The sequence below is a fragment of the Halopseudomonas sabulinigri genome, from assembly GCF_900105255.1.
Classification (GTDB): Bacteria; Pseudomonadota; Gammaproteobacteria; order Pseudomonadales; family Pseudomonadaceae; genus Halopseudomonas; species Halopseudomonas sabulinigri.
On sequence record NZ_LT629763.1, the window covers coordinates 1958892 to 1975872 of the forward strand.

Annotated in this window: 17 protein-coding genes; 7 read left to right on the forward strand and 10 right to left on the reverse strand. The window is 60.4% G+C overall.

The window, feature by feature from the left end; all coding sequences use genetic code 11:
• Positions 1 to 40: 40 nt before the first annotated feature.
• Entirely contained in the window at positions 41 to 946 is a 906-nt protein-coding gene (gene rimK / locus BLU26_RS08780) for a 30S ribosomal protein S6--L-glutamate ligase (protein ID WP_092285796.1), read from the forward strand.
• Between the two features lie 89 nt (positions 947 to 1035).
• Here the strand turns inward: rimK and yrfG are convergent, their stop codons facing one another.
• Positions 1036 to 1692 (reverse strand): GMP/IMP nucleotidase, encoded by a 657-nt coding sequence (yrfG, locus tag BLU26_RS08785; protein ID WP_092285798.1) that lies wholly within the window; start codon positions 1690 to 1692, stop codon positions 1036 to 1038.
• An 81-nt stretch (positions 1693 to 1773) separates the two neighbouring features.
• On the opposite strand from yrfG, the gene nudE reads away from it, so the two are divergent.
• Together nudE and msrA are read left to right on the forward strand one after the other, a co-directional pair.
• Positions 1774 to 2340 carry an ADP compounds hydrolase NudE gene (gene nudE / locus BLU26_RS08790; RefSeq protein WP_092285800.1) on the forward strand — a complete coding sequence of 189 codons (567 nt, stop codon included), beginning with the start codon at positions 1774 to 1776 and terminating at the stop codon, positions 2338 to 2340.
• Positions 2341 to 2424: 84 nt separating this feature from the next.
• A complete protein-coding gene (gene msrA, locus BLU26_RS08795; RefSeq protein ID WP_092285802.1) occupies positions 2425 to 3069 on the forward strand; it encodes a peptide-methionine (S)-S-oxide reductase MsrA in 645 nt (214 codons plus the stop codon).
• A gap of 15 nt (positions 3070 to 3084) precedes the next feature.
• Here the strand turns inward: msrA and BLU26_RS08800 are convergent, their stop codons facing one another.
• The gene (locus BLU26_RS08800; RefSeq protein WP_172830653.1) at positions 3085 to 4581 is read right to left on the reverse strand and encodes an HDOD domain-containing protein; all 1497 of its coding nucleotides are present in this window, start codon (positions 4579 to 4581) and stop codon (positions 3085 to 3087) included.
• Between the two features lie 133 nt (positions 4582 to 4714).
• Between BLU26_RS08800 and BLU26_RS08805 the strand changes: the two genes are divergently transcribed.
• Together BLU26_RS08805 and BLU26_RS08810 are read left to right on the forward strand one after the other, a co-directional pair.
• The gene (locus tag BLU26_RS08805) at positions 4715 to 5473 is read left to right on the forward strand and encodes an AraC family transcriptional regulator (protein WP_092285806.1); all 759 of its coding nucleotides are present in this window, start codon (positions 4715 to 4717) and stop codon (positions 5471 to 5473) included.
• An 85-nt stretch (positions 5474 to 5558) separates the two neighbouring features.
• Positions 5559 to 6425: a DMT family transporter gene (locus tag BLU26_RS08810; protein ID WP_092285808.1), complete on the forward strand. Its 867-nt coding sequence runs from the start codon at positions 5559 to 5561 to the stop codon at positions 6423 to 6425.
• 4 nt (positions 6426 to 6429) lie between these two features.
• Here BLU26_RS08810 and BLU26_RS08815 read toward each other — a convergent pair whose 3' ends face one another.
• From BLU26_RS08815 to BLU26_RS08830, 4 genes are read right to left on the reverse strand one after another with little or no spacing between them, the layout of a single operon-like run.
• Positions 6430 to 7668, reverse strand: a complete 1239-nt coding sequence (locus tag BLU26_RS08815; protein WP_197674547.1) for an AI-2E family transporter — start codon at positions 7666 to 7668, stop codon at positions 6430 to 6432.
• Complete coding sequence (locus tag BLU26_RS08820; protein ID WP_092285810.1) at positions 7665 to 7937, reverse strand: hypothetical protein; 273 nt, start codon at positions 7935 to 7937, stop codon at positions 7665 to 7667. The genes BLU26_RS08815 and BLU26_RS08820 overlap by 4 nt, the downstream gene beginning before the upstream one ends.
• Positions 7915 to 8376, reverse strand: a complete 462-nt coding sequence (locus BLU26_RS08825; protein ID WP_092285812.1) for a hypothetical protein — start codon at positions 8374 to 8376, stop codon at positions 7915 to 7917. The genes BLU26_RS08820 and BLU26_RS08825 overlap by 23 nt, the downstream gene beginning before the upstream one ends.
• Complete coding sequence (locus BLU26_RS08830; protein ID WP_092285814.1) at positions 8373 to 8693, reverse strand: hypothetical protein; 321 nt, start codon at positions 8691 to 8693, stop codon at positions 8373 to 8375. The genes BLU26_RS08825 and BLU26_RS08830 overlap by 4 nt, the downstream gene beginning before the upstream one ends.
• Positions 8694 to 9046: 353 nt before the next feature.
• On the opposite strand from BLU26_RS08830, the gene BLU26_RS08835 reads away from it, so the two are divergent.
• On the forward strand, positions 9047 to 10225 hold the full coding sequence (locus tag BLU26_RS08835) for a saccharopine dehydrogenase family protein (RefSeq protein WP_092285816.1): 1179 nt from the start codon (positions 9047 to 9049) through the stop codon (positions 10223 to 10225).
• 42 nt (positions 10226 to 10267) lie between these two features.
• Here the strand turns inward: BLU26_RS08835 and BLU26_RS08840 are convergent, their stop codons facing one another.
• The 4 genes from BLU26_RS08840 to BLU26_RS08860 all read right to left on the reverse strand — a co-directional run bounded on the left by BLU26_RS08840 (position 10268) and on the right by BLU26_RS08860 (position 16171).
• Entirely contained in the window at positions 10268 to 11110 is an 843-nt protein-coding gene (locus BLU26_RS08840; protein WP_092285818.1) for a 23S rRNA (adenine(2030)-N(6))-methyltransferase RlmJ, read from the reverse strand.
• A 225-nt stretch (positions 11111 to 11335) separates the two neighbouring features.
• Entirely contained in the window at positions 11336 to 12418 is a 1083-nt protein-coding gene (locus BLU26_RS08845; protein WP_092285820.1) for a trypsin-like peptidase domain-containing protein, read from the reverse strand.
• A 478-nt stretch (positions 12419 to 12896) separates the two neighbouring features.
• Positions 12897 to 14696 (reverse strand): GspE/PulE family protein, encoded by a 1800-nt coding sequence (locus BLU26_RS08855; RefSeq protein WP_092285824.1) that lies wholly within the window; start codon positions 14694 to 14696, stop codon positions 12897 to 12899.
• 71 nt (positions 14697 to 14767) lie between these two features.
• A complete protein-coding gene (locus tag BLU26_RS08860; RefSeq protein ID WP_092285826.1) occupies positions 14768 to 16171 on the reverse strand; it encodes a CYTH domain-containing protein in 1404 nt (467 codons plus the stop codon).
• A 126-nt stretch (positions 16172 to 16297) separates the two neighbouring features.
• Between BLU26_RS08860 and BLU26_RS08865 the strand changes: the two genes are divergently transcribed.
• Complete coding sequence (locus BLU26_RS08865; RefSeq protein WP_092285828.1) at positions 16298 to 16975, forward strand: TIGR00153 family protein; 678 nt, start codon at positions 16298 to 16300, stop codon at positions 16973 to 16975.
• Positions 16976 to 16981: the final 6 nt, after the last annotated feature.

Consider the following 16981-nt stretch of genomic DNA (forward strand, 5'->3'; position numbering starts at 1 on the left):
AGGCACCCCAACACCGCACCAAGGCTTTAAAGGAAACACCATGAAAATCGCGGTCCTGTCACGCAACCCCAATCTGTACTCTACCCGCCGCCTGGTGCAGGCGGCGACCGAACGCGGCCATGAAATTCGCGTGATCGACACCCTGCGTGCCTATATGAACATCGCCAGCCACAAGCCGTCGATTCACTACAAGGGGCAGGAGCTCGAAGGCTTTGACGCCATCATTCCGCGCATCGGCGCCTCCATTACCTTTTATGGTTCCGCAGTGCTGCGCCAATTTGAAATGATGGGCGTCTACCCCCTCAACGAATCGGTAGCGATCAGCCGCTCGCGTGACAAACTGCGCTCCCTGCAATTGCTCGCGCGCAAGGGCGTCGGCCTGCCGGTGACCGGTTTTGCCCACTCACCGGACGATATTCCCGATCTGATCAACATGGTGGGCGGCGCCCCGCTGGTGATCAAGCTGCTCGAAGGCACCCAGGGCATCGGTGTGGTCATGTGCGAAACGGAAAAGGCCGCTGAATCGGTACTTGAGGCCTTCATGGGGCTCAAAGCCAACATCATGGTGCAGGAATACATCAAGGAAGCCGGCGGTGCCGACATTCGTTGCCTGGTGGTCGGCGACAAGGTAATTGCGGCGATGAAGCGCCAGGCCAAGCCGGGGGAGTTTCGCTCCAACCTGCACCGTGGCGGCAGTGCCAGCCTGATCAAGATCACCCCGGAAGAACGCATGACCGCCGTGCGCGCAGCCAAGGTCATGGGCCTCAACGTAGCTGGCGTCGACATCCTGCGCTCCAATCACGGCCCGGTGGTGATGGAGGTCAACTCCTCCCCCGGCCTGGAAGGCATCGAATCCACTACCGGCAAGGACGTCGCCGGTCTGATCATCCAGCACATCGAAAAGAACTGGCGGCCAAACAAGACCAGCACCAAGGGCACCGGCTAACGGCCGGAGCCCAGCGGCAAGCTTTAGGCTGTTGCAGCAAGCAGGGACGGAGTGGCTGGCGGTGTGTGGCTGGCGGCTGCTTGTCGGACTTAAAGGCCAACGAGCAAGTCGGCGTAGTCTCCAACCGCGTCGAACTCTTCCGTATCTCGCGCAGCGCCGCGGCTGTCGGGTTCGCGTACGGCCAGCAGGTGGCCGATGCCGTACTCCCTCGCCGAGCGCAATACGCCCAGGCTGTCGTCGATAAACAGCGCACGTTCCGGATCAAACGACATATCAACCTGCAGCGCTTGCCAGAAGCTCTGGGTTTCCTTGGGATAGCCGTAATCGTGTGAGCTGATCAGGCGCTGGAAGTAGGTTCGCAGTTCGATGCGCTCCATTTTCAGCGAAAGCGAATCACGGTGCGCATTGGTGATCAGCACCACCTGCTTACCACTGCGCTGCAGCGCCTGCAAAAACGCCTCGGCGCCCGGCCGCAGGCTGATCAGGTGGGCTATCTCGCGCTTCAGGTCGATGATTGGCATGCCCAGTTCGCGGGTCCAGTAATCCAGGCAATACCAATCAAGCTGGCCCTGGATGTTGCGCATCATCGGGTAGACTTCGGCCTTGGCCCACTCCAGCGACTGACCGTGGTGGCGAGCGTAACTGGCGGGCATGTGCTCCAGCCAGAAATGGTTATCAAAGTGCAGGTCCAGCAGCGTACCGTCCATATCCAGCAGCACGGTATCAATCTCGTTCCAATTCAGCATATAGGGTTGATCGGCAGTTGGGCTTGGGCTTCAGGTGCGGCTATGATACCCAAGCACCAGGCCAATCACCACGGAGTCCGCATGCCGCAAAAGCCAGAAACCCTCGAAGCTCGCATTGTTGCCAAGAGCCGCCTGTTCACCGTCGAGCAGGTGCAACTGCGCTTCAGCAATGGTGTAGAACGCACCTACGAGCGGCTGGTCAACAAGGGCCAGGGCTACGGCGCTGTAATGGTGGTGGCCCTGCAGGATGCACGTACCGCGTTGTTGATCGAAGAGTACTGCGGCGGCATGGACAGCTATCAGTTGTCATTGCCCAAGGGCTTGGTCGAACCCGGTGAAGACGTGCTTGAGGCCGCCAACCGTGAGCTGATGGAAGAGGCCGGCTTTGGTGCCGAACAGTTGGAGCTGCTGACCAAGCTGTCGCTATCGCCCGGCTACATGAGCCAGGAAATCAGCGTGGTGCTGGCGCGCAACCTCTATGTGAAGCGCCTGCCGGGCGATGAGCCCGAGCCCATCCGCGTCGACAGCATCGACCTCTACCAGCTCAGCGAACTGACCCAGCGCGAGAATTTTACCGAGGGCCGCGCCCTGGCCGCACTCTATCTGGTGCGCGACCTACTGGAGCAGCGCGGCGAACTGACGCGCTGAAACTGTAACAAACCGGTCCACCGCCGGTCAGATGGTTATCCGGCAGGTCTGTCCTGCCCCGTTTCTCTGTTGCGGGAGCCGCTGATGTTTTTTCAACGCACACCTGAGTACAAGCTGCGCATGCCGACCGCCGAAGAGGCGCTACCCGGCCGCGAGCAACCTATCGCGACCAGCACCACCCACACCGTGCTCGGCACGCCGATCCAGCCGCCATTCCCCGAGGGCTTGCAGCAAGTAATTGTTGGCATGGGCTGCTTCTGGGGCGCCGAGCGCCTCTTCTGGCAGGTACCGGGCGTTTACACTACCGCTGTCGGCTATACCGGCGGACTCACCGCCAACCCGACTTACGAAGAAGTCTGCTCCGGCCGCACCGGTCATAACGAGGTGGTGCTGGTGGTGTTTGACCCGGATCAGGTCAGTCTGGAACAGCTGTTGAAGGTATTCTGGGAATCCCACGACCCCACGCAGGGCATGCGCCAGGGGAACGACACCGGCACCCAATACCGCTCAGGGCTCTACCTGACGGACATGGCGCAGCGCGCCAAGGCGGAAGTCAGCAAGGCCCTGTTCTCCAACGCGCTGGAGGATGCCGGCAAAGGCAGCATTACTACCGAGATCATGCTGGCCCCCACCTTCTATTACGCCGAGGCCTACCACCAGCAATACCTCGACAAGAACCCCGGCGGCTACTGTGGGCTGGGCGGCACTGGCGTCTGCCTGCCAGGTTAAGCCACCTGCGGCGTGTCAGCCCTGACTGAGACGCCGCAACGCCAGACCAGCCAACTCGGCCACCTTGCCCAATACCGATAGCTGCGTATCGGACGCTTGCCGGCCAGACAGCTGCATGTCGACATAGAGCACGCCGACCGGATGCTCACCCGCCAGCACCGGCGCCACGGCGAAGGCACCCTCACCCAGCTGCGCCCGATGCGCATCGCTGAGCGGCTCCTCGGCCAGCTCGGCGGGGCCGATATAGCGCATCCTGCGTTGCTTGAGCGCCCGAGAAAACGCCGCCATCGAAGCCGGATCATGCGGCAGGCTAAAGCCCTCCAGCCAACCCTGACTGCCCTTGCCAGCCACTTTTCGCGCCTTGAAACAGCTTTGCCGATCCGCCAGCACCGCCAGCATTACCCGCTCAAATCCCGCCCCCCGGTGCAGCGCCTGCATCACGCTGGTCAGCGCCGAATCCACATCGACCGGCGTACGCGCCATCAGCCGCAGATTTTGTAACGACAGCTTGAGCAGTTCCAGGTCGGGCTGCAGCAGCGGTGCGCGATCAATCTGCTCGACTGGCACGACTGGCTCGGTCACCGCGGCCGGCGCTGCGTGCTCCATTTGCAGCAGGTCCGAGAGGTCCAGCGGCAAGTCGTCGGTACGCGGTATCCAGGCCTTGAGATCACTGTTGGCGCAGGTGCCGGCAATGCGCACGGCCTCCTCGCCGCTGCTGAGCATCTGCCGCCAGGCTTCCTCCGGCGGCAACCCGGTCAAGCTGCCCACCGGTTCGATCAACGCCTGCACGGCCGGGCTGGCCCAGCCATCCGCAGCCACCGCGTCTGCCAGCTCGGCGCCCAGGGCCACTGCCATGGCGGCCGGGCCGCGGGCGATCTGGCTAGCCTGCACCAACTGGCCTATTTCGCCCATGTTCCAGCTTTTCAACAGGCCCAGGGTCAACTGATCAAAACCGGTTCCCAGCATGCGCTTGACCAGCTTCTCGCGGTCAACCTGTGCATCAACCAGAGCGCCAGCCAACTCGTCGGCCGGCTTGCCGCCGTGGCTCCAGAAGGCGAGTTCGCCCAGATTCAGCAACAGCGTGGCGATAAATACCTCTTCCTTTTGCTGCTGACTGATGTGCTGCGCCAGATTGCGCGCCTGCACGGCGCCATGAAAGGAGCGTGCGAGCAATGATTGCAGCTGTTCACGCGGTGAGTCCTTGAGTAGCCCATCAAGCAGGCTGACCGACAGGCCGATCATGCGCACCTGATCAAACCCCACCACCACCACGGCGCGCGAGATGGTACGCACGACTTCACGGCCTGGATTGCAATACACGCTGTTGCTGACGCGCAACACCTTGGAAGTAAGCGAAGCGTCGCGCAATAAAACCTCGGCCAGTTGTCGCACTGACGCGGTCGTGGATTGCGACAACCGCAGCAGGTCGTGCACCACCACCGCCATGGCTGGCAACTCGGCTTCATTCAATTCGTCTATCCACGGTCTAAGGCCGTGGGTTTTATTATTCACGCTCGCCACCTGCATCTTTGCACTGCCTTGAATGATAGCAATATAACATCGAACAACCCCCAACTGCGCCAAGGTCCGGGCGACGATGCGCGCCACGGTTTCTCTGGCCCGCCGCTCCTTATAGAATAGCCGCATGTCCAGCCTTCGATTGAACATCCATCACTACGCCAGCGCCGCCGCCACGCATGCGCACGCCGACCACAGCCAGTTGGTGTTCGGCCTGCACGGCAGCCTTGATCTGGAGTTCGCCGGACGCGGAGCCTGCGTCGACAGCGGTGCGGTCGCGATCATTGCCCCCGGCGACGATCATACCTTTCTCAGCCGCGATAATGGTCGCTGCCTGGTGCTGGACATTGCACCACAACAATCCCTGGAGGGGCTGACCCTGGGCAGGGATCAACAGCAACGACTGCTCGAGCGCACCGCGTTGCGCGCGCTCAACCCGCAGCAAAGTAGCCTGGTGCAGAGCCTCGCCGCGGTCGTCAGCAGCCAGCCCGGACTGAGCGCTGCCGGGGCCAGCCTGCTCCTGGCGAGCTTACTGCACCAACCCGCGTACAATGCTCGCCTGCCCAGGGCCGCGCTGGATGCCTATATCGACGCCCATCTGGCTGAAGGCCTGGCAGTGAGCGAGCTGGCGCGAGTGGCTCATTGCTCCCCTTCGCGCCTGCGCCATTGGTTTGCCGTGGAGTTCGGTTGCAGCCCTACCGACTATGTGCGCCAGCGCCGTCTGCGTCTGGCTTACCAGTTACTCGAGCACAGCCGCGAGCCTATCGCCCTGATCGGCGAGCGTTGCGGGTATCTCAACCCCAGCGCCTTCGCCCAGGCGTTCAAACAGCATTGGGGTTTGTCGCCACGAGCAGCGCGGCAACGAGCAGCGGTAACAGGCGACTGACGACAATTTTCGCGCAGCGGACAACAGTGCAACGTGGCGCTCACCGTTACACTGGGCGCCCATCCATTGCCATTGGCAGAGTCAGATGCCCGAACTCACGCACCAGCGCGCCCTGATCTACATGCACATAGCCGCCCTGCTGTTTGGCCTGACCGGCATCTTCGGCAAGCTCGCCAGCGTCGCGCCCGACGTCATCGTGCTGGGGCGCGCGCTGTTTGCCGTTCTGGCGCTGCTGGTGTTTGCCCGCCTCTATAGGCATTCCATGCTGGCAGGGCTCAGCCCCGTCAGACTGGTGCAGCTGGCCGTTTGCGGGCTGCTGCTGGGCGTGCACTGGCTGACCTTTTTCCACGCCATCGACCTCTCCGGCGTTGGCATCGCCACCCTCGGCTTCGCCAGTTTCCCGGCCTTTGTGGTGCTGCTGGAATGGCTCATCTGGCGCGAGCAACCAAGCCGCATGGATCTGCTGAAAGTCGCTCTGGTGTGCGTGGGTCTGGTGCTGGTGCCACCGAGCTTCGACCTGCAGCAGAGCGGTGCAGCCGGTCTGTTATGGGCGCTACTGTCAGGCTTTTGTTTCGCGGCGGTATCGGTGGGCAACCGGCTGACCAGCGGCAAGCTGCATCCGGTGCAGATCGCCTGCTGGCAAAATGGGGTGATTGCGCTATGCCTGCTGCCAATCAGCAGCAAGGCGATGCTGCAGATGCCGGCATTGGACTGGCTATGGATAGCGCTGTTGGGGGTGCTCTGTACCGGGGTGGCGCACGGCCTGTTCGTTACCAGCCTGACTGTACTGAAGGCCCGGGTAGCATCACTGTTCTTTGCCCTGGAGCCCGTGTACGGCATCCTGCTGGCCTGGTACCTGTTCGGCGAGCAGCCCAGCCTGCGGATGTTGCTGGGCGGTGTGCTCATCATCAGCGCATTGCTGTTGGTTCAGCGCGCGCCAAAACCAGCCTGAGCCGCTAGCGCAGCGACTCAGGGATATCTTCGCTACCCGGCGTCTCGATCAGTTGAACCCAGTGTGGCAGGACCTTCAGGCGCGCCGCAGCCAGCTTCAGGCAAACCAGCAATGGAACCGCGATCAACACGCCAACCACGCCCCAGACCCAGCCCCAGGCGATCAGCCACAGGATCAGAATCAATGGATTCAGACGCATGTTTCGACCCAGCACCATAGGGGTGAGGAACTGCGCTTCCAGCAGATTGATACTGAAATAGATAAGCACTGGCAACAGCGCGGTCAGCACTGGCCCGTACTGCACGACCCCCGCCAGACAGAGGATCGCCATACCGATGATGGGCCCCACGTAGGGCGCAAAATTCAGCAACGCCACCATGACTCCCCACAGCAGCGCATCCTCGACCCCAAAGGCCCAAAGCGCGAAACCCGTCACCGCTCCCAGCGCGGTGTTGATCATGCTCACAGTGAGTATGTAACGAGACAGCTCGTGTTGCACTTCGGCAAGCAGATCATTGGCCGCCTGCTTGTCGCGAACCTGGGGAAACACATGGATAAAGTTGCTGTACAACAACGGGCCAAAAACCAGCATAAACAGCACCAGAATCACAAAGGTGGTGAACTGCGCCAATACCAGCGGCGTCGCGCCGAGCAACTGCACCATCAGTTCGACCCCGCCCTGCATCACGCGATCCGACACGGCGCTGTCGGACGATGGCGCAGGTGCCGGCGCAGGGTTTGGTGGTTTCTCCTCTTCTTCCGGTTCGTCATCACGAAACCAGCCAAAAAACCTGAAGCCTTCCTTTTCCTCGATTTCCAGTGGCTGGGGCGGCTGCACTGTCACTGGCTCTTTGGAAGGAGACAGCTTCTCGCTGAACTCATCCAGCTCTTCGGTCAGCTGCGCCGACAGCTCGGGAATACGCTTGACCCATTTCTGTGCGGGCTCAGCCAGCTGCATGCCCAGCAAAGAAAAAGGCACGCCGATCAGCGCCAGCAATAACAGGGCGGACAACACGCGTGGGATGTGAAAACGCTTGAACAGCCCTACCAATGGGCTCAACAGCAGTGCAAATAGTGCTGCAACCACCACCGGCAAGAACAGCGTCTTGGCAAAATACAGGGTATAAGCGATGGCCAGCGCAAGCAGCCAGTACAGCGCCATCTGCACTGGCGGAACCTTCTTGCGCGGCCCGGTGATTTCCTCGATTTCGTTGCTCGGAGCCTCCTGCTCCGGCAGGTTCATCCCTGCGCTCCGAAGTGGCGTCCAAGATTGAACGCGTTGCTAACCATCGGAAACAGCCTAATACCGGTGAAACCCAAGGTGTAGGCTCGATTGATACCAATTCGATTGACCAGCACGCCCGCCAACATCCCAGAGCCCACCAACCACCCAGGATGCACCTGACGAAATGCGAAGTGCGCATGCTGGGAGACGACACTGATAACCTCAGAACGCAAGGCCAGCTTGCGCTCCTGTGCCTCAATTTTTTTAATCAGAAGATGGCGTTTCACCTTTTGCTCCTTGCATAAGCTGATGTGCATGCGCCTTGGTACGACGGAATCCCATCTGCCGCTTGAACTTGACGGCTTGGCTAATCAGAAAACCCACTACGACCGTCTGCAGCAGGAAAAACACCGTCAGTGCCAATGTCACCGAGGCAGTAAAGCTGTAAGCCAGCCAGCTCACCAGCACGCCTAACGCAATCCAGCACAGGATCAACATTGGCAACAGTACAATACCGACCATCACCAGCCGTCGTGCATCTCCGAGCGTGAGCTGCAACTCCAGTCGAAACAGATTTGCCAGCTCACTTCCCGCTACTGTGACTTGCCTTAGCCATGCTCCCAACTGCTCAATCAGTTCCAGCGGCAGCGCATCCTCAATGCCGGGTTTCTCAGCAGCAGAGCCGGCAGGCTCCTGCTGCTGATCTTTGGCAGCTCCATCGCTCATTTGCGAGAGAACACCTGAGAAAGCACGAAGCCCGCAGCGAAGGCGATACCCAAGGTAGCCAAAGGCTTCTCTCTCATGTACGAGCTAGCTTGCATACCCAGGATTTCGGCTTTTTCACGGCCTTTAGCCATTTGTTCGGCAGCGTCGTGCTTCAAATCCACACCAGCCGCTTCAGCCGCCAGCTTGAAGTGACTTTTGGCCTCCATCAATTTCTCATAAGCATCAGATACGGCCGCCTTGCTGGCCGCCAGTTCCTTTTCCTTGCTGGTGGTGGTTGTGGTGGTGCTTGCGGTGTTTGCTGAACTTGCAGTCGCCATGGTGGTTCTCCTTGTCCTTTCAAACAGTATGGGGGCTCCGGGGAGCCCCGTGCTTATCAGACCCAGCCTAATACACGGACTACAGAGGCGCCATGCAACACGCCATAACGCGGCATGCGCAAGCTTTATCACCCGCCATTCGCGGTAACGAAACCCCGCCTTGGCGCCTTTACCTGCAGTCGATAAGAAATCAACCTGCGTCTGTCCAACGGTGCATCGGCGTCAGGCTGTGCCAGACTATCTGACGAACAACCCTGACGCCGTACTGTAGTTACGACCGGGTAGAGCGCGGCGAGTTCAGCACAACATCGCACAGCGTGATCCGGCACACCCCCCATCAGCAGGAAGAGCAGATGAAGACCACTACCGAATTCGACATCATCGTCTATGGCGCCACCGGTTATACCGGACGTCTGGTCGCCGAGTACCTGAGCCAGGAATACGCCAACGACAAGGCTCTGCGCTGGGCCATGGCTGGCCGCAGCCAGGCCAAGCTGGAAGCCGTGCGCGACGAGATAGGCGCCCCCGCCGATATACCGCTGGTGGTTGCCGATACCGAAGACGCCGCCAGCCTGAAGGCCATGGTTGAGCGCACCAAAGTCGTACTGACCACCGTCGGCCCGTATCAGCTGTACGGCTCCGAACTGGTTGCCGCGTGCGCCGCTGCCGGCACCGATTATGTAGATCTGTGCGGCGAGCCGGCCTGGATGCGCCAGATGATCGATGCCCACGGCGACGCTGCCAAACAGAGCGGCGCGCGCATCGTGTTCTCCTGCGGCTTCGACTCCATCCCCTTCGACCTGGGCGTGTACTTTCTGCAGCAGGCCGCACGCGAGCAACTGGGCAAAACCCTGCCCCGGGTCAAAGGCCGCGTGCGCAAGATGAAGGGCACTTTCTCCGGCGGCACCGCCGCCAGTCTCAAGGCCACGCTGATTGCCGCCAAGCAGAACCCGGAGATCTATCAACTGCTGGGCAACCCTTTCGCGCTGACCCCCGGTTTCACCGGCCCGGCGCAACCACCGGCAGCCAAGCCCGAGTTTGACGAGTCGCTCGGCAGCTGGGCCGCGCCCTTTATCATGGCCGCCATCAACACGCGCAACGTGCACCGCTCCAACGCGCTGCTGGGTCACGCCTATGGTGAGGACTTTGTCTATGACGAGATGCTGCTGACCGGTCCCGGCGAACAAGGCGAGAAGATCGCCAACGCGGTAGCGGGTGACAAGTCGCTGTCAGGCGATTCAGCGCCCAAGCCCGGCGAAGGCCCGAGCAAGGAGGAGCGCGAAACCGGCTTCTATGACGTGCTCTTTATCGGTGAAGATGAAGACGGCAAGAAGCTCATGGCCAGCGTCTCCGGCAAGCGTGATCCGGGCTACGGCTCAACCTCGCGGATGATTGCCGAAAGCGCCATTTGCCTGGTGCGCGATGCCACCGACACGGCAGGGGGCATCTGGACCACCGCGCCGGCCATGGGCGACAAGCTGATCAAGCGTCTGCAGGAACATGCCGGCCTGACCTTCAAACTGGAGGCCTGAGCCGGCGGACCAGGTGGGCACTGCGCGTGCCCGCCTGATACCTCAGGGTTCGCCCGCCAACCAGTCCAACCGGTAACTACCCTCCCCCGACTGCGCCAGGACGCTCGCCAACCACGGCAGCAGCTGCTCCAACTCCTCCCAGATCGGCCACGGCGGATTGATCAGAATCAGCCCGGAGCCATTGAGACCCAGCTGGTTGTCTACCGGCCGAATATTCAGTTCCACCCGTAATGCCTTGGGAACACCGGCATCGGCAATCTGCTGATAGAACTCACGCAACAGGCGCAGATCCTTGATCGGATACCAGAGTGCAATCACCGTCTGGCGCATACGCTGGATGGCGATCTGTACGGCACTAACGCAGCGCTGCAAGTCATCGGTTTTTTCGAAAGGCGGGTCAAGCAGCCAGAGGGCGCGCTTCTCCGCCACCGGCAGGAACGCCTTGGGTAACTGATAGCCATCACGCTGATGCACTGCCACCTGATCGCTATAAGCAAAGTGCTGCTTCAGCGTATCGGCATCCTCGGGATGCAGCTCGCTGAGAATCATGCGGTCCTGCGGACGCAGCAGGTCGGCGATAAATTGCGGCGAGCCGGGATAGAAGCGCAGGCTGTCACCCTGGTTATGCGCCGCTACCGCCGCGCGAAAGTCTCCGAGCCAGAGCGGCAGATCATCGCGCTGCCACAGTCGGCCGATGCCATCCTGAAACTCACCGGTCTTGCCCGCGCTTTCGCCCTGCAGGTCATAGAACGCGGTGCCGGCATGGCTATCGAGGTAACACAGCGGCGCTTCCTTGCGCTGCATCAGCTCGAACAGACGGCGGAGCAAGGCATGCTTGAGAACATCGGCGTGGTTGCCGGCGTGATAACTGTGGCGGTAATTCATTGGGGATCTGCGCTATGGCTGTGCGTGTGGCGGCATTCTAGCAGGCTGAGCAAGGGCCGCCGACTGTTGGCGACCCGCAGAGCCTAGCCCTGCTGACTCTGCGGCGTGACCCGCAGCACTTCTTCGATAGTCGTCAGGCCGGAACCCACCTTTTGCGCGCCGGATAGCCAGCTACTTGCAGGTAGCCACGAGCAGACTGGGGAACCAACCCCGTTAGCCAGCCATTCATGGCTCGCAGCTCACTGGAACAGTCCAACCGCGAGCACTCTGACTGATCTCGGTTACTGTCATATCCTCGCCGTCGAGTGGCGCGACATTGAAAGCGATGCCATTTTGCGCCATAAAATTTGTCAGGGTATCCAAGCTAAGTGCAAAGTTGACGTTCTGAGCAATATCACCCGTTCGTTGCGCCATACCCATGGCGTTCAACTTGGAGGTCACCACACCAATTACCAAACCTTTCTGGTCGATCAGTGGGCCACCACTATTACCAAGCTGCACGGGCGCGGTTATCTGAACAAAGCGTTTATCACCGCCCATACCGGCAACGGCACTGACGATTCCGGTGGTGATATTCAAATCATCGGCCACGATCCCACTTAGTGGAAATCCTGCAGCTACCACACTTTCTCCGTGCTGTATGCCCACATCGCGCCGAATGAGTGCCCGATTTCCGGAAACGCCGCTGACTCGCAACGCAGCAAGATCATTGGTCGCGTCCTTAAAAAGCAAATCTGCTTGCAAGTCATCGGCCACGGAGATACGACTGCACTTCTCCACCACGTGCGAATTGGTTATCACAACAGAAGAGTTGACCCAAAAACCGCTACCACTGCTTCCCTGCGTACCTGCCGAGCTCGTCGCCCCAGTCCTACACGCGAGAAAAACGCCATTAGAGCACGCTTTATAAGCTTCGCTACCCACCCGGACGGGGGACATATCGAGCCTGACACGGTCGGAAGCAAAGTTAGCGAGCTCAGTAAGTTCAGCTTGGCCTACGCCCTCGACATTAACCAAGGAATGGATCTCGATCAGCGGAAGACCGCGCGTCAAGTAGCCCGCCATGTCCTGCGCAACCAGCCTGGCTTCCTGGCAGCATTCCAGGTCAACCTCTCTTCGCTTTTCAAGCTGCTGACTCTCGAATTCGATTTCACTCGTTGCTGGCGGCGGTGTCTGGCTAAAGTGCGAAACACCCTTTTCGTCAACCCAGCGGTATAGTTTTTGCGCTGTCGCTGCGCCAGCCAACAGCGTGCAAGCGACCACCACGGCCGCTGTATTTTTTGTAATTCTAAAGAGGGTTTGTTCCACTCATTTATTCTCCGTTATTGCTTCAGAGGCAACCGACCAAAAGCCCTACCAACCAACAGGTAGAGGTGTGGCAAATGCTGCCCGGTCTGGTAGCTGTTCTGAAGTTGTAGACAGCTGCTTGAGCTTACTGCGCGCAAGGAGGGCACAGAGGGCACACATCAAGCAGACAAAGAAGGCTATGATCAAACTGGCCCACCGGGGCAATTTGACAAGAGTGGCGATTAACTCATCAACAAGGGGATTACTTCTATACGCCATCCTTGGGCTCCTGAAAGCGGCTTCAAGCCATAAACAGGAGATTAACCGTTCCGCATACAAAAAACACGGTTGTATCATGAATATCCATAGGCAAGGCATTCACAATGGGGCCGGGTCCATGCTCTTAACGCTAGCGTTTCGTACTGGTCGCATCACCCAGTTGAGCCGGCGCGCACACTCCTGACACGTTACAAGTCAAGCGGCCTAACGAGGCGCCATTTCAGCCCTGCTGACTCTGCGGCGTGACCCGCAGCACTTCTTCGATGGTGGTCAGGCCGGAGCCCACCTTTTGCGCGCCGGACAGCCGCAGGCTGTGCATGCCTTCCTTGTAGGCCTGGCGGCGCAGGGCATCCAGATCGGTATCGGCGTGAATCAGCGATTTGATGCCGTCGCTCAGCGGCATCAACTCGTACACCCCGGCGCGGCCACGGTAACCGGTCTCGCGGCACTCGATGCAGCCCACCGGCTGCATCGCCTTGCTTGGCAACGGCGCGTTCCACGGCCTGGTCAGATCGCTCCAGCCATCTTCGTCGATTTGCACCGGCGCCTTGCAGTGCGGGCACAGGGTGCGCACCAGGCGCTGCGCCATGACGCCCAGCACGGTGGCCTTGATCAGATAAGCCGGCACGCCCAGCTCGATCAGGCGGCTGACGGCGCTGGGCGCGTCGTTGGTGTGCAGGGTGGAGAGCACCAGGTGGCCAGTCAGCGCGGCTTGAATCGCCATTTCGGCGGTTTCCAGATCGCGTATTTCACCGATCATGATGATGTCGGGGTCCTGGCGCATCAACGCGCGAACGGCACTGGCAAAATTCAGCTCAATGTTGTGCTGCACCTGCATCTGATTGAAGCTGTCCTCGACCATCTCGATCGGGTCTTCGACGGTACAGACGTTGACCTCGGGCGTGGCCAGTTGCTTGAGCGTGGTATAGAGGGTGGTGGTCTTGCCGGAACCGGTTGGGCCGGTTACCAGCACAATGCCGTTGGGCTGCGCGACCATGTTTTGCCAGCGGCGTTGGTCTTCACTGGAAAAGCCCAGTTGGTCAAAGCTGCGCAGCAGCACGTCAGGATCAAAAATCCGCATGACCATTTTTTCGCCGAAGGCGGTCGGCAACGTCGACAGACGCAGCTCTACCTCATTGCCCTTGGGCGACTTGGTCTTCACGCGGCCGTCCTGCGGCTTGCGCTTCTCTGCCACGTTCATGCGCCCGAGGGTCTTCAGTCGGCTGACTACCGCCACCGTGACCTGCAGCGGGAACTGATAAACGGTGTGCAGCACGCCGTCGATGCGCAAGCGCACGCTGCCGGTCTCGCGGCGCGGCTCCACGTGAATATCGCTGGCACGTTGTTCAAAGGCGTATTGAAACAGCCAGTCGACAATATTCACCACGTGCGCATCGTTGGCGTCGGGCTCCTGGCTCATGCTGCCCAGGTTCAGCAGTTGTTCAAAATTGCCGACGCCGCTTTGTTTCTGATCTGTCGCGTTGGCGCCAGTGACCGAGCGGGCCAGGCGATAGAACTCTACTGTGTAGCGTTGCAGATCGGCGGGATTGGTCACCACACGCTTGATATCGCGGCGCAGCACGTGGCGCAGATTGTCCTCCCAACCGCTGACCAGCGGCTGGGCGCTGGCGATAGTGGCCTCCCGCTCATTGACATCAACCGCCAGAATTTTGTGCCGCTGGGCAAAGGCGAAGGACATCAGCGGGGTGACCGCGGTGACGTTGATCTTGAGTGGATCAACCCGAAAGTAAGGCTGCCCGGTCTCGGCTGCGAGCCAACGGCTCAGGGTATCCAGATCCAGCTTCTTGCCGGGGCGCGCCAGATCTTCGACATCCTGCGCAGCGATGAACTCCAGCGGGTGCAACTTGGCTGTGTCACCGACGCCTGAACGCCGCAGCGTGACCAGATGATCGAGCGTCTCGCTAGCTATACGGCCCTGCGCCAGCAGCACATTGAGAAAATCGCCCAGATCCAATGGCCGATCGCTGCCGGGAATCGCCAGGTCCGCCAGACTCTTCATACCGCCTCTCCCCTTGATTATTCAGCTATCCCTGCTCAGTCTGGCAGCCCAGCCGCCGCCAGGCCAGCCCACTACTGGTTCAGTTCGCGCCAGGCGTTGAGCTTGCGTACCCGCTGGCCCTGCTTGCGCAGCGCCGCCAACAGCAACTCGCGCTGTTCTTCGGCCACCTGGGGGTACTGTTCCAGCAGCGCTTGCAGCTTGTTCAACTCGCCGAACAAACGGTCGGGCTCGGGCACTTCCAGAAAGGAACGGAAGTTGCCGAGCAGCAGTTGCAAACGGCCAAGGCGCGGCAATTGATCCATCCATTCGCTAACGTGATGATCAGGGTCGTTATTGTGCGGCACCCGCAACTCCTGAATTTCCTTGGCGACTGCCGCCAGCAACCAGCGCTGCAGGGTCAACGCCGCCACGCGGTCGCCGCGCGGAGGACGATTGGCTTGCCAGCGCTTGTCCAGCAGCCAGAGCCCAAGCTCGACAAAGAGCGCGCCCCACGCCGGGACCGCCACTTGCTGATCGAACACGTCGCTGGCCTGCTGGCGCGCCGCCTCGCCATCACTGTCATCCGCCCAGCCGGCCAGCACCAGCGGCTGAAACACGGCCAGCAGTTGGTCAAATGGCACAATGAACGGCTGCGCGGCAGAGCGCGGCAACGCCAGATCGAACACGCCAAAACAGGCCCGCAGCGCTGCCAGGTTGCCGGTCAGCTCGCGGAACAACTTCCATTGACGGGCAAACCGATATTGCTCTGCCAAACGTTGCACGCGGCCCAGCAACTGCGTGATCAACCCCTCGATCACCCCATCAACGCTGGTATCCGCCTGCCAGCCGGGGTTGTCCAGACGCAGCGCATAGCTGCCGGCATCAAACAATCGATAACCGCGCTCGGCCTTACTGATGTCACAGGGCATCAGTACCTGATCACGGCACAGCTCCAGCGCCAATTCCAACAGCGCCACGGCAGGCCCCTTGCGCACCTCGAGTTCCAGCTCGCTGATGGCCTCGCGCGCGTCAGCGGCGGACACTTCGCCCAGATCTAGGGCGGCCTCAATCTCAACTTCTTCGCCTTCGCGCTCCCAGCGCAGCAGTGCGCGGGTGCGCTGAAAGTCGGTGGTAAATACCGGCTGCAGGGTGCTCTTGTCGAGTTCCGCCAGCGCCGCCGGCCAGCAGCTGTCGCCCAGCAAGCTGAAATCCAGCGTCTGCTGCTTGAGGTACCAATCCCACTCGTTGCGTTCAGACAGCCCGGCCACACTCTGGCCGCGGCTTTTCAAGGTCTGGATGATGGCGTCACCGTCGCGGCGCAGACGCAATGCCACCTTGGCATTGGCCAGATCCCGTGCCGCGGTGTCGTAATACTGGTTGTAGAGCGTAGTGGTCTGCCAGTCATCGACCAGGCGAGCAGTCAGCAGCGGATGAGTACGCAGCGCCGCAAGCACCTCGGCACTGGCACGCAGTTTGATTTCGGTTTCTTTGCCCATTGGAATTCTCTGCCATACCGCCAGCACAGGAGCAAGCGGTAAAAATATGTTCTTTTGATGTCAGGCGGATGACGATCAGGCATGCAACACCTATACTTTGCGGCCTCAACTCCCGCTGGAGGCGCTATGCCTAACAATCCTTTTCTCAGCCTGTTCGGCCGCTCTCCCATTGGCCCGATGCAGCAACACATCGCCAAGGCACATGAGTGCGCTGCGCAGTTGATGCCCTTCATCGAAGCGGTCATCGCCAACGACTGGACGGAGGCCGAGCGCGTACAAAAACAGATCGCTCAGCTCGAACGCGACGCCGACAAATTGAAGAAAGACGTCCGCGTCCATCTGCCCAAGAGTCTATTCCTGCCGGTACCGCGCTCGGACCTGCTGGAGCTGCTCAGTGTACAGGACAAAGTTGCCAACCGCGCCAAGGATATTGCCGGCCTGATGCTGGGTCGTCAGATGATGATTCCGGCGCCGCTGAGCGACGCCTTCAGAGCATTCGTACAACGCTCAATCGACGCTGCAGCACAGGCGTTGAAGGCCATGAACGAGCTCGACGAGCTGCTGGAAACCGGCTTCTCTGGCCGAGAAGTCACCCTGGTCGAGCGCATGATCGAAGAGCTCGACGCCATCGAACACGATACCGACAACATGCAGATCAAGTTGCGCTCCGATCTGTACAAACTGGAGAAGGACCTGCCGCCGGTAGACGTGATGTTCCTGTATCAGATCATCGAATGGATTGGTGATGTCGCAGACCGCGCCCAGCGCGTCGGCAACCGCCTGGAATTGCTGATGGCCCGCTAAGGGCCG

What these genes read in the sequence shown, in the direction of transcription:
- rimK (WP_092285796.1), top strand. Translation starts at nt 41, where the DNA reads ATGAAAATCGCGGTCCTGTCACGCAACCCCAATCTGTACTCTACCCGC.
- yrfG (WP_092285798.1), bottom strand. Translation starts at nt 1,692, where the DNA reads ATGCTGAATTGGAACGAGATTGATACCGTGCTGCTGGATATGGACGGT.
- nudE (WP_092285800.1), top strand. Translation starts at nt 1,774, where the DNA reads ATGCCGCAAAAGCCAGAAACCCTCGAAGCTCGCATTGTTGCCAAGAGC.
- msrA (WP_092285802.1), top strand. Translation starts at nt 2,425, where the DNA reads ATGTTTTTTCAACGCACACCTGAGTACAAGCTGCGCATGCCGACCGCC.
- BLU26_RS08805 (WP_092285806.1), top strand. Translation starts at nt 4,715, where the DNA reads ATGTCCAGCCTTCGATTGAACATCCATCACTACGCCAGCGCCGCCGCC.
- BLU26_RS08810 (WP_092285808.1), top strand. Translation starts at nt 5,559, where the DNA reads ATGCCCGAACTCACGCACCAGCGCGCCCTGATCTACATGCACATAGCC.
- BLU26_RS08815 (WP_197674547.1), bottom strand. Translation starts at nt 7,668, where the DNA reads ATGAACCTGCCGGAGCAGGAGGCTCCGAGCAACGAAATCGAGGAAATC.
- BLU26_RS08825 (WP_092285812.1), bottom strand. Translation starts at nt 8,376, where the DNA reads ATGAGCGATGGAGCTGCCAAAGATCAGCAGCAGGAGCCTGCCGGCTCT.
- BLU26_RS08830 (WP_092285814.1), bottom strand. Translation starts at nt 8,693, where the DNA reads ATGGCGACTGCAAGTTCAGCAAACACCGCAAGCACCACCACAACCACC.
- BLU26_RS08835 (WP_092285816.1), top strand. Translation starts at nt 9,047, where the DNA reads ATGAAGACCACTACCGAATTCGACATCATCGTCTATGGCGCCACCGGT.
- BLU26_RS08840 (WP_092285818.1), bottom strand. Translation starts at nt 11,110, where the DNA reads ATGAATTACCGCCACAGTTATCACGCCGGCAACCACGCCGATGTTCTC.
- BLU26_RS08855 (WP_092285824.1), bottom strand. Translation starts at nt 14,696, where the DNA reads ATGAAGAGTCTGGCGGACCTGGCGATTCCCGGCAGCGATCGGCCATTG.
- BLU26_RS08860 (WP_092285826.1), bottom strand. Translation starts at nt 16,171, where the DNA reads ATGGGCAAAGAAACCGAAATCAAACTGCGTGCCAGTGCCGAGGTGCTT.
- BLU26_RS08865 (WP_092285828.1), top strand. Translation starts at nt 16,298, where the DNA reads ATGCCTAACAATCCTTTTCTCAGCCTGTTCGGCCGCTCTCCCATTGGC.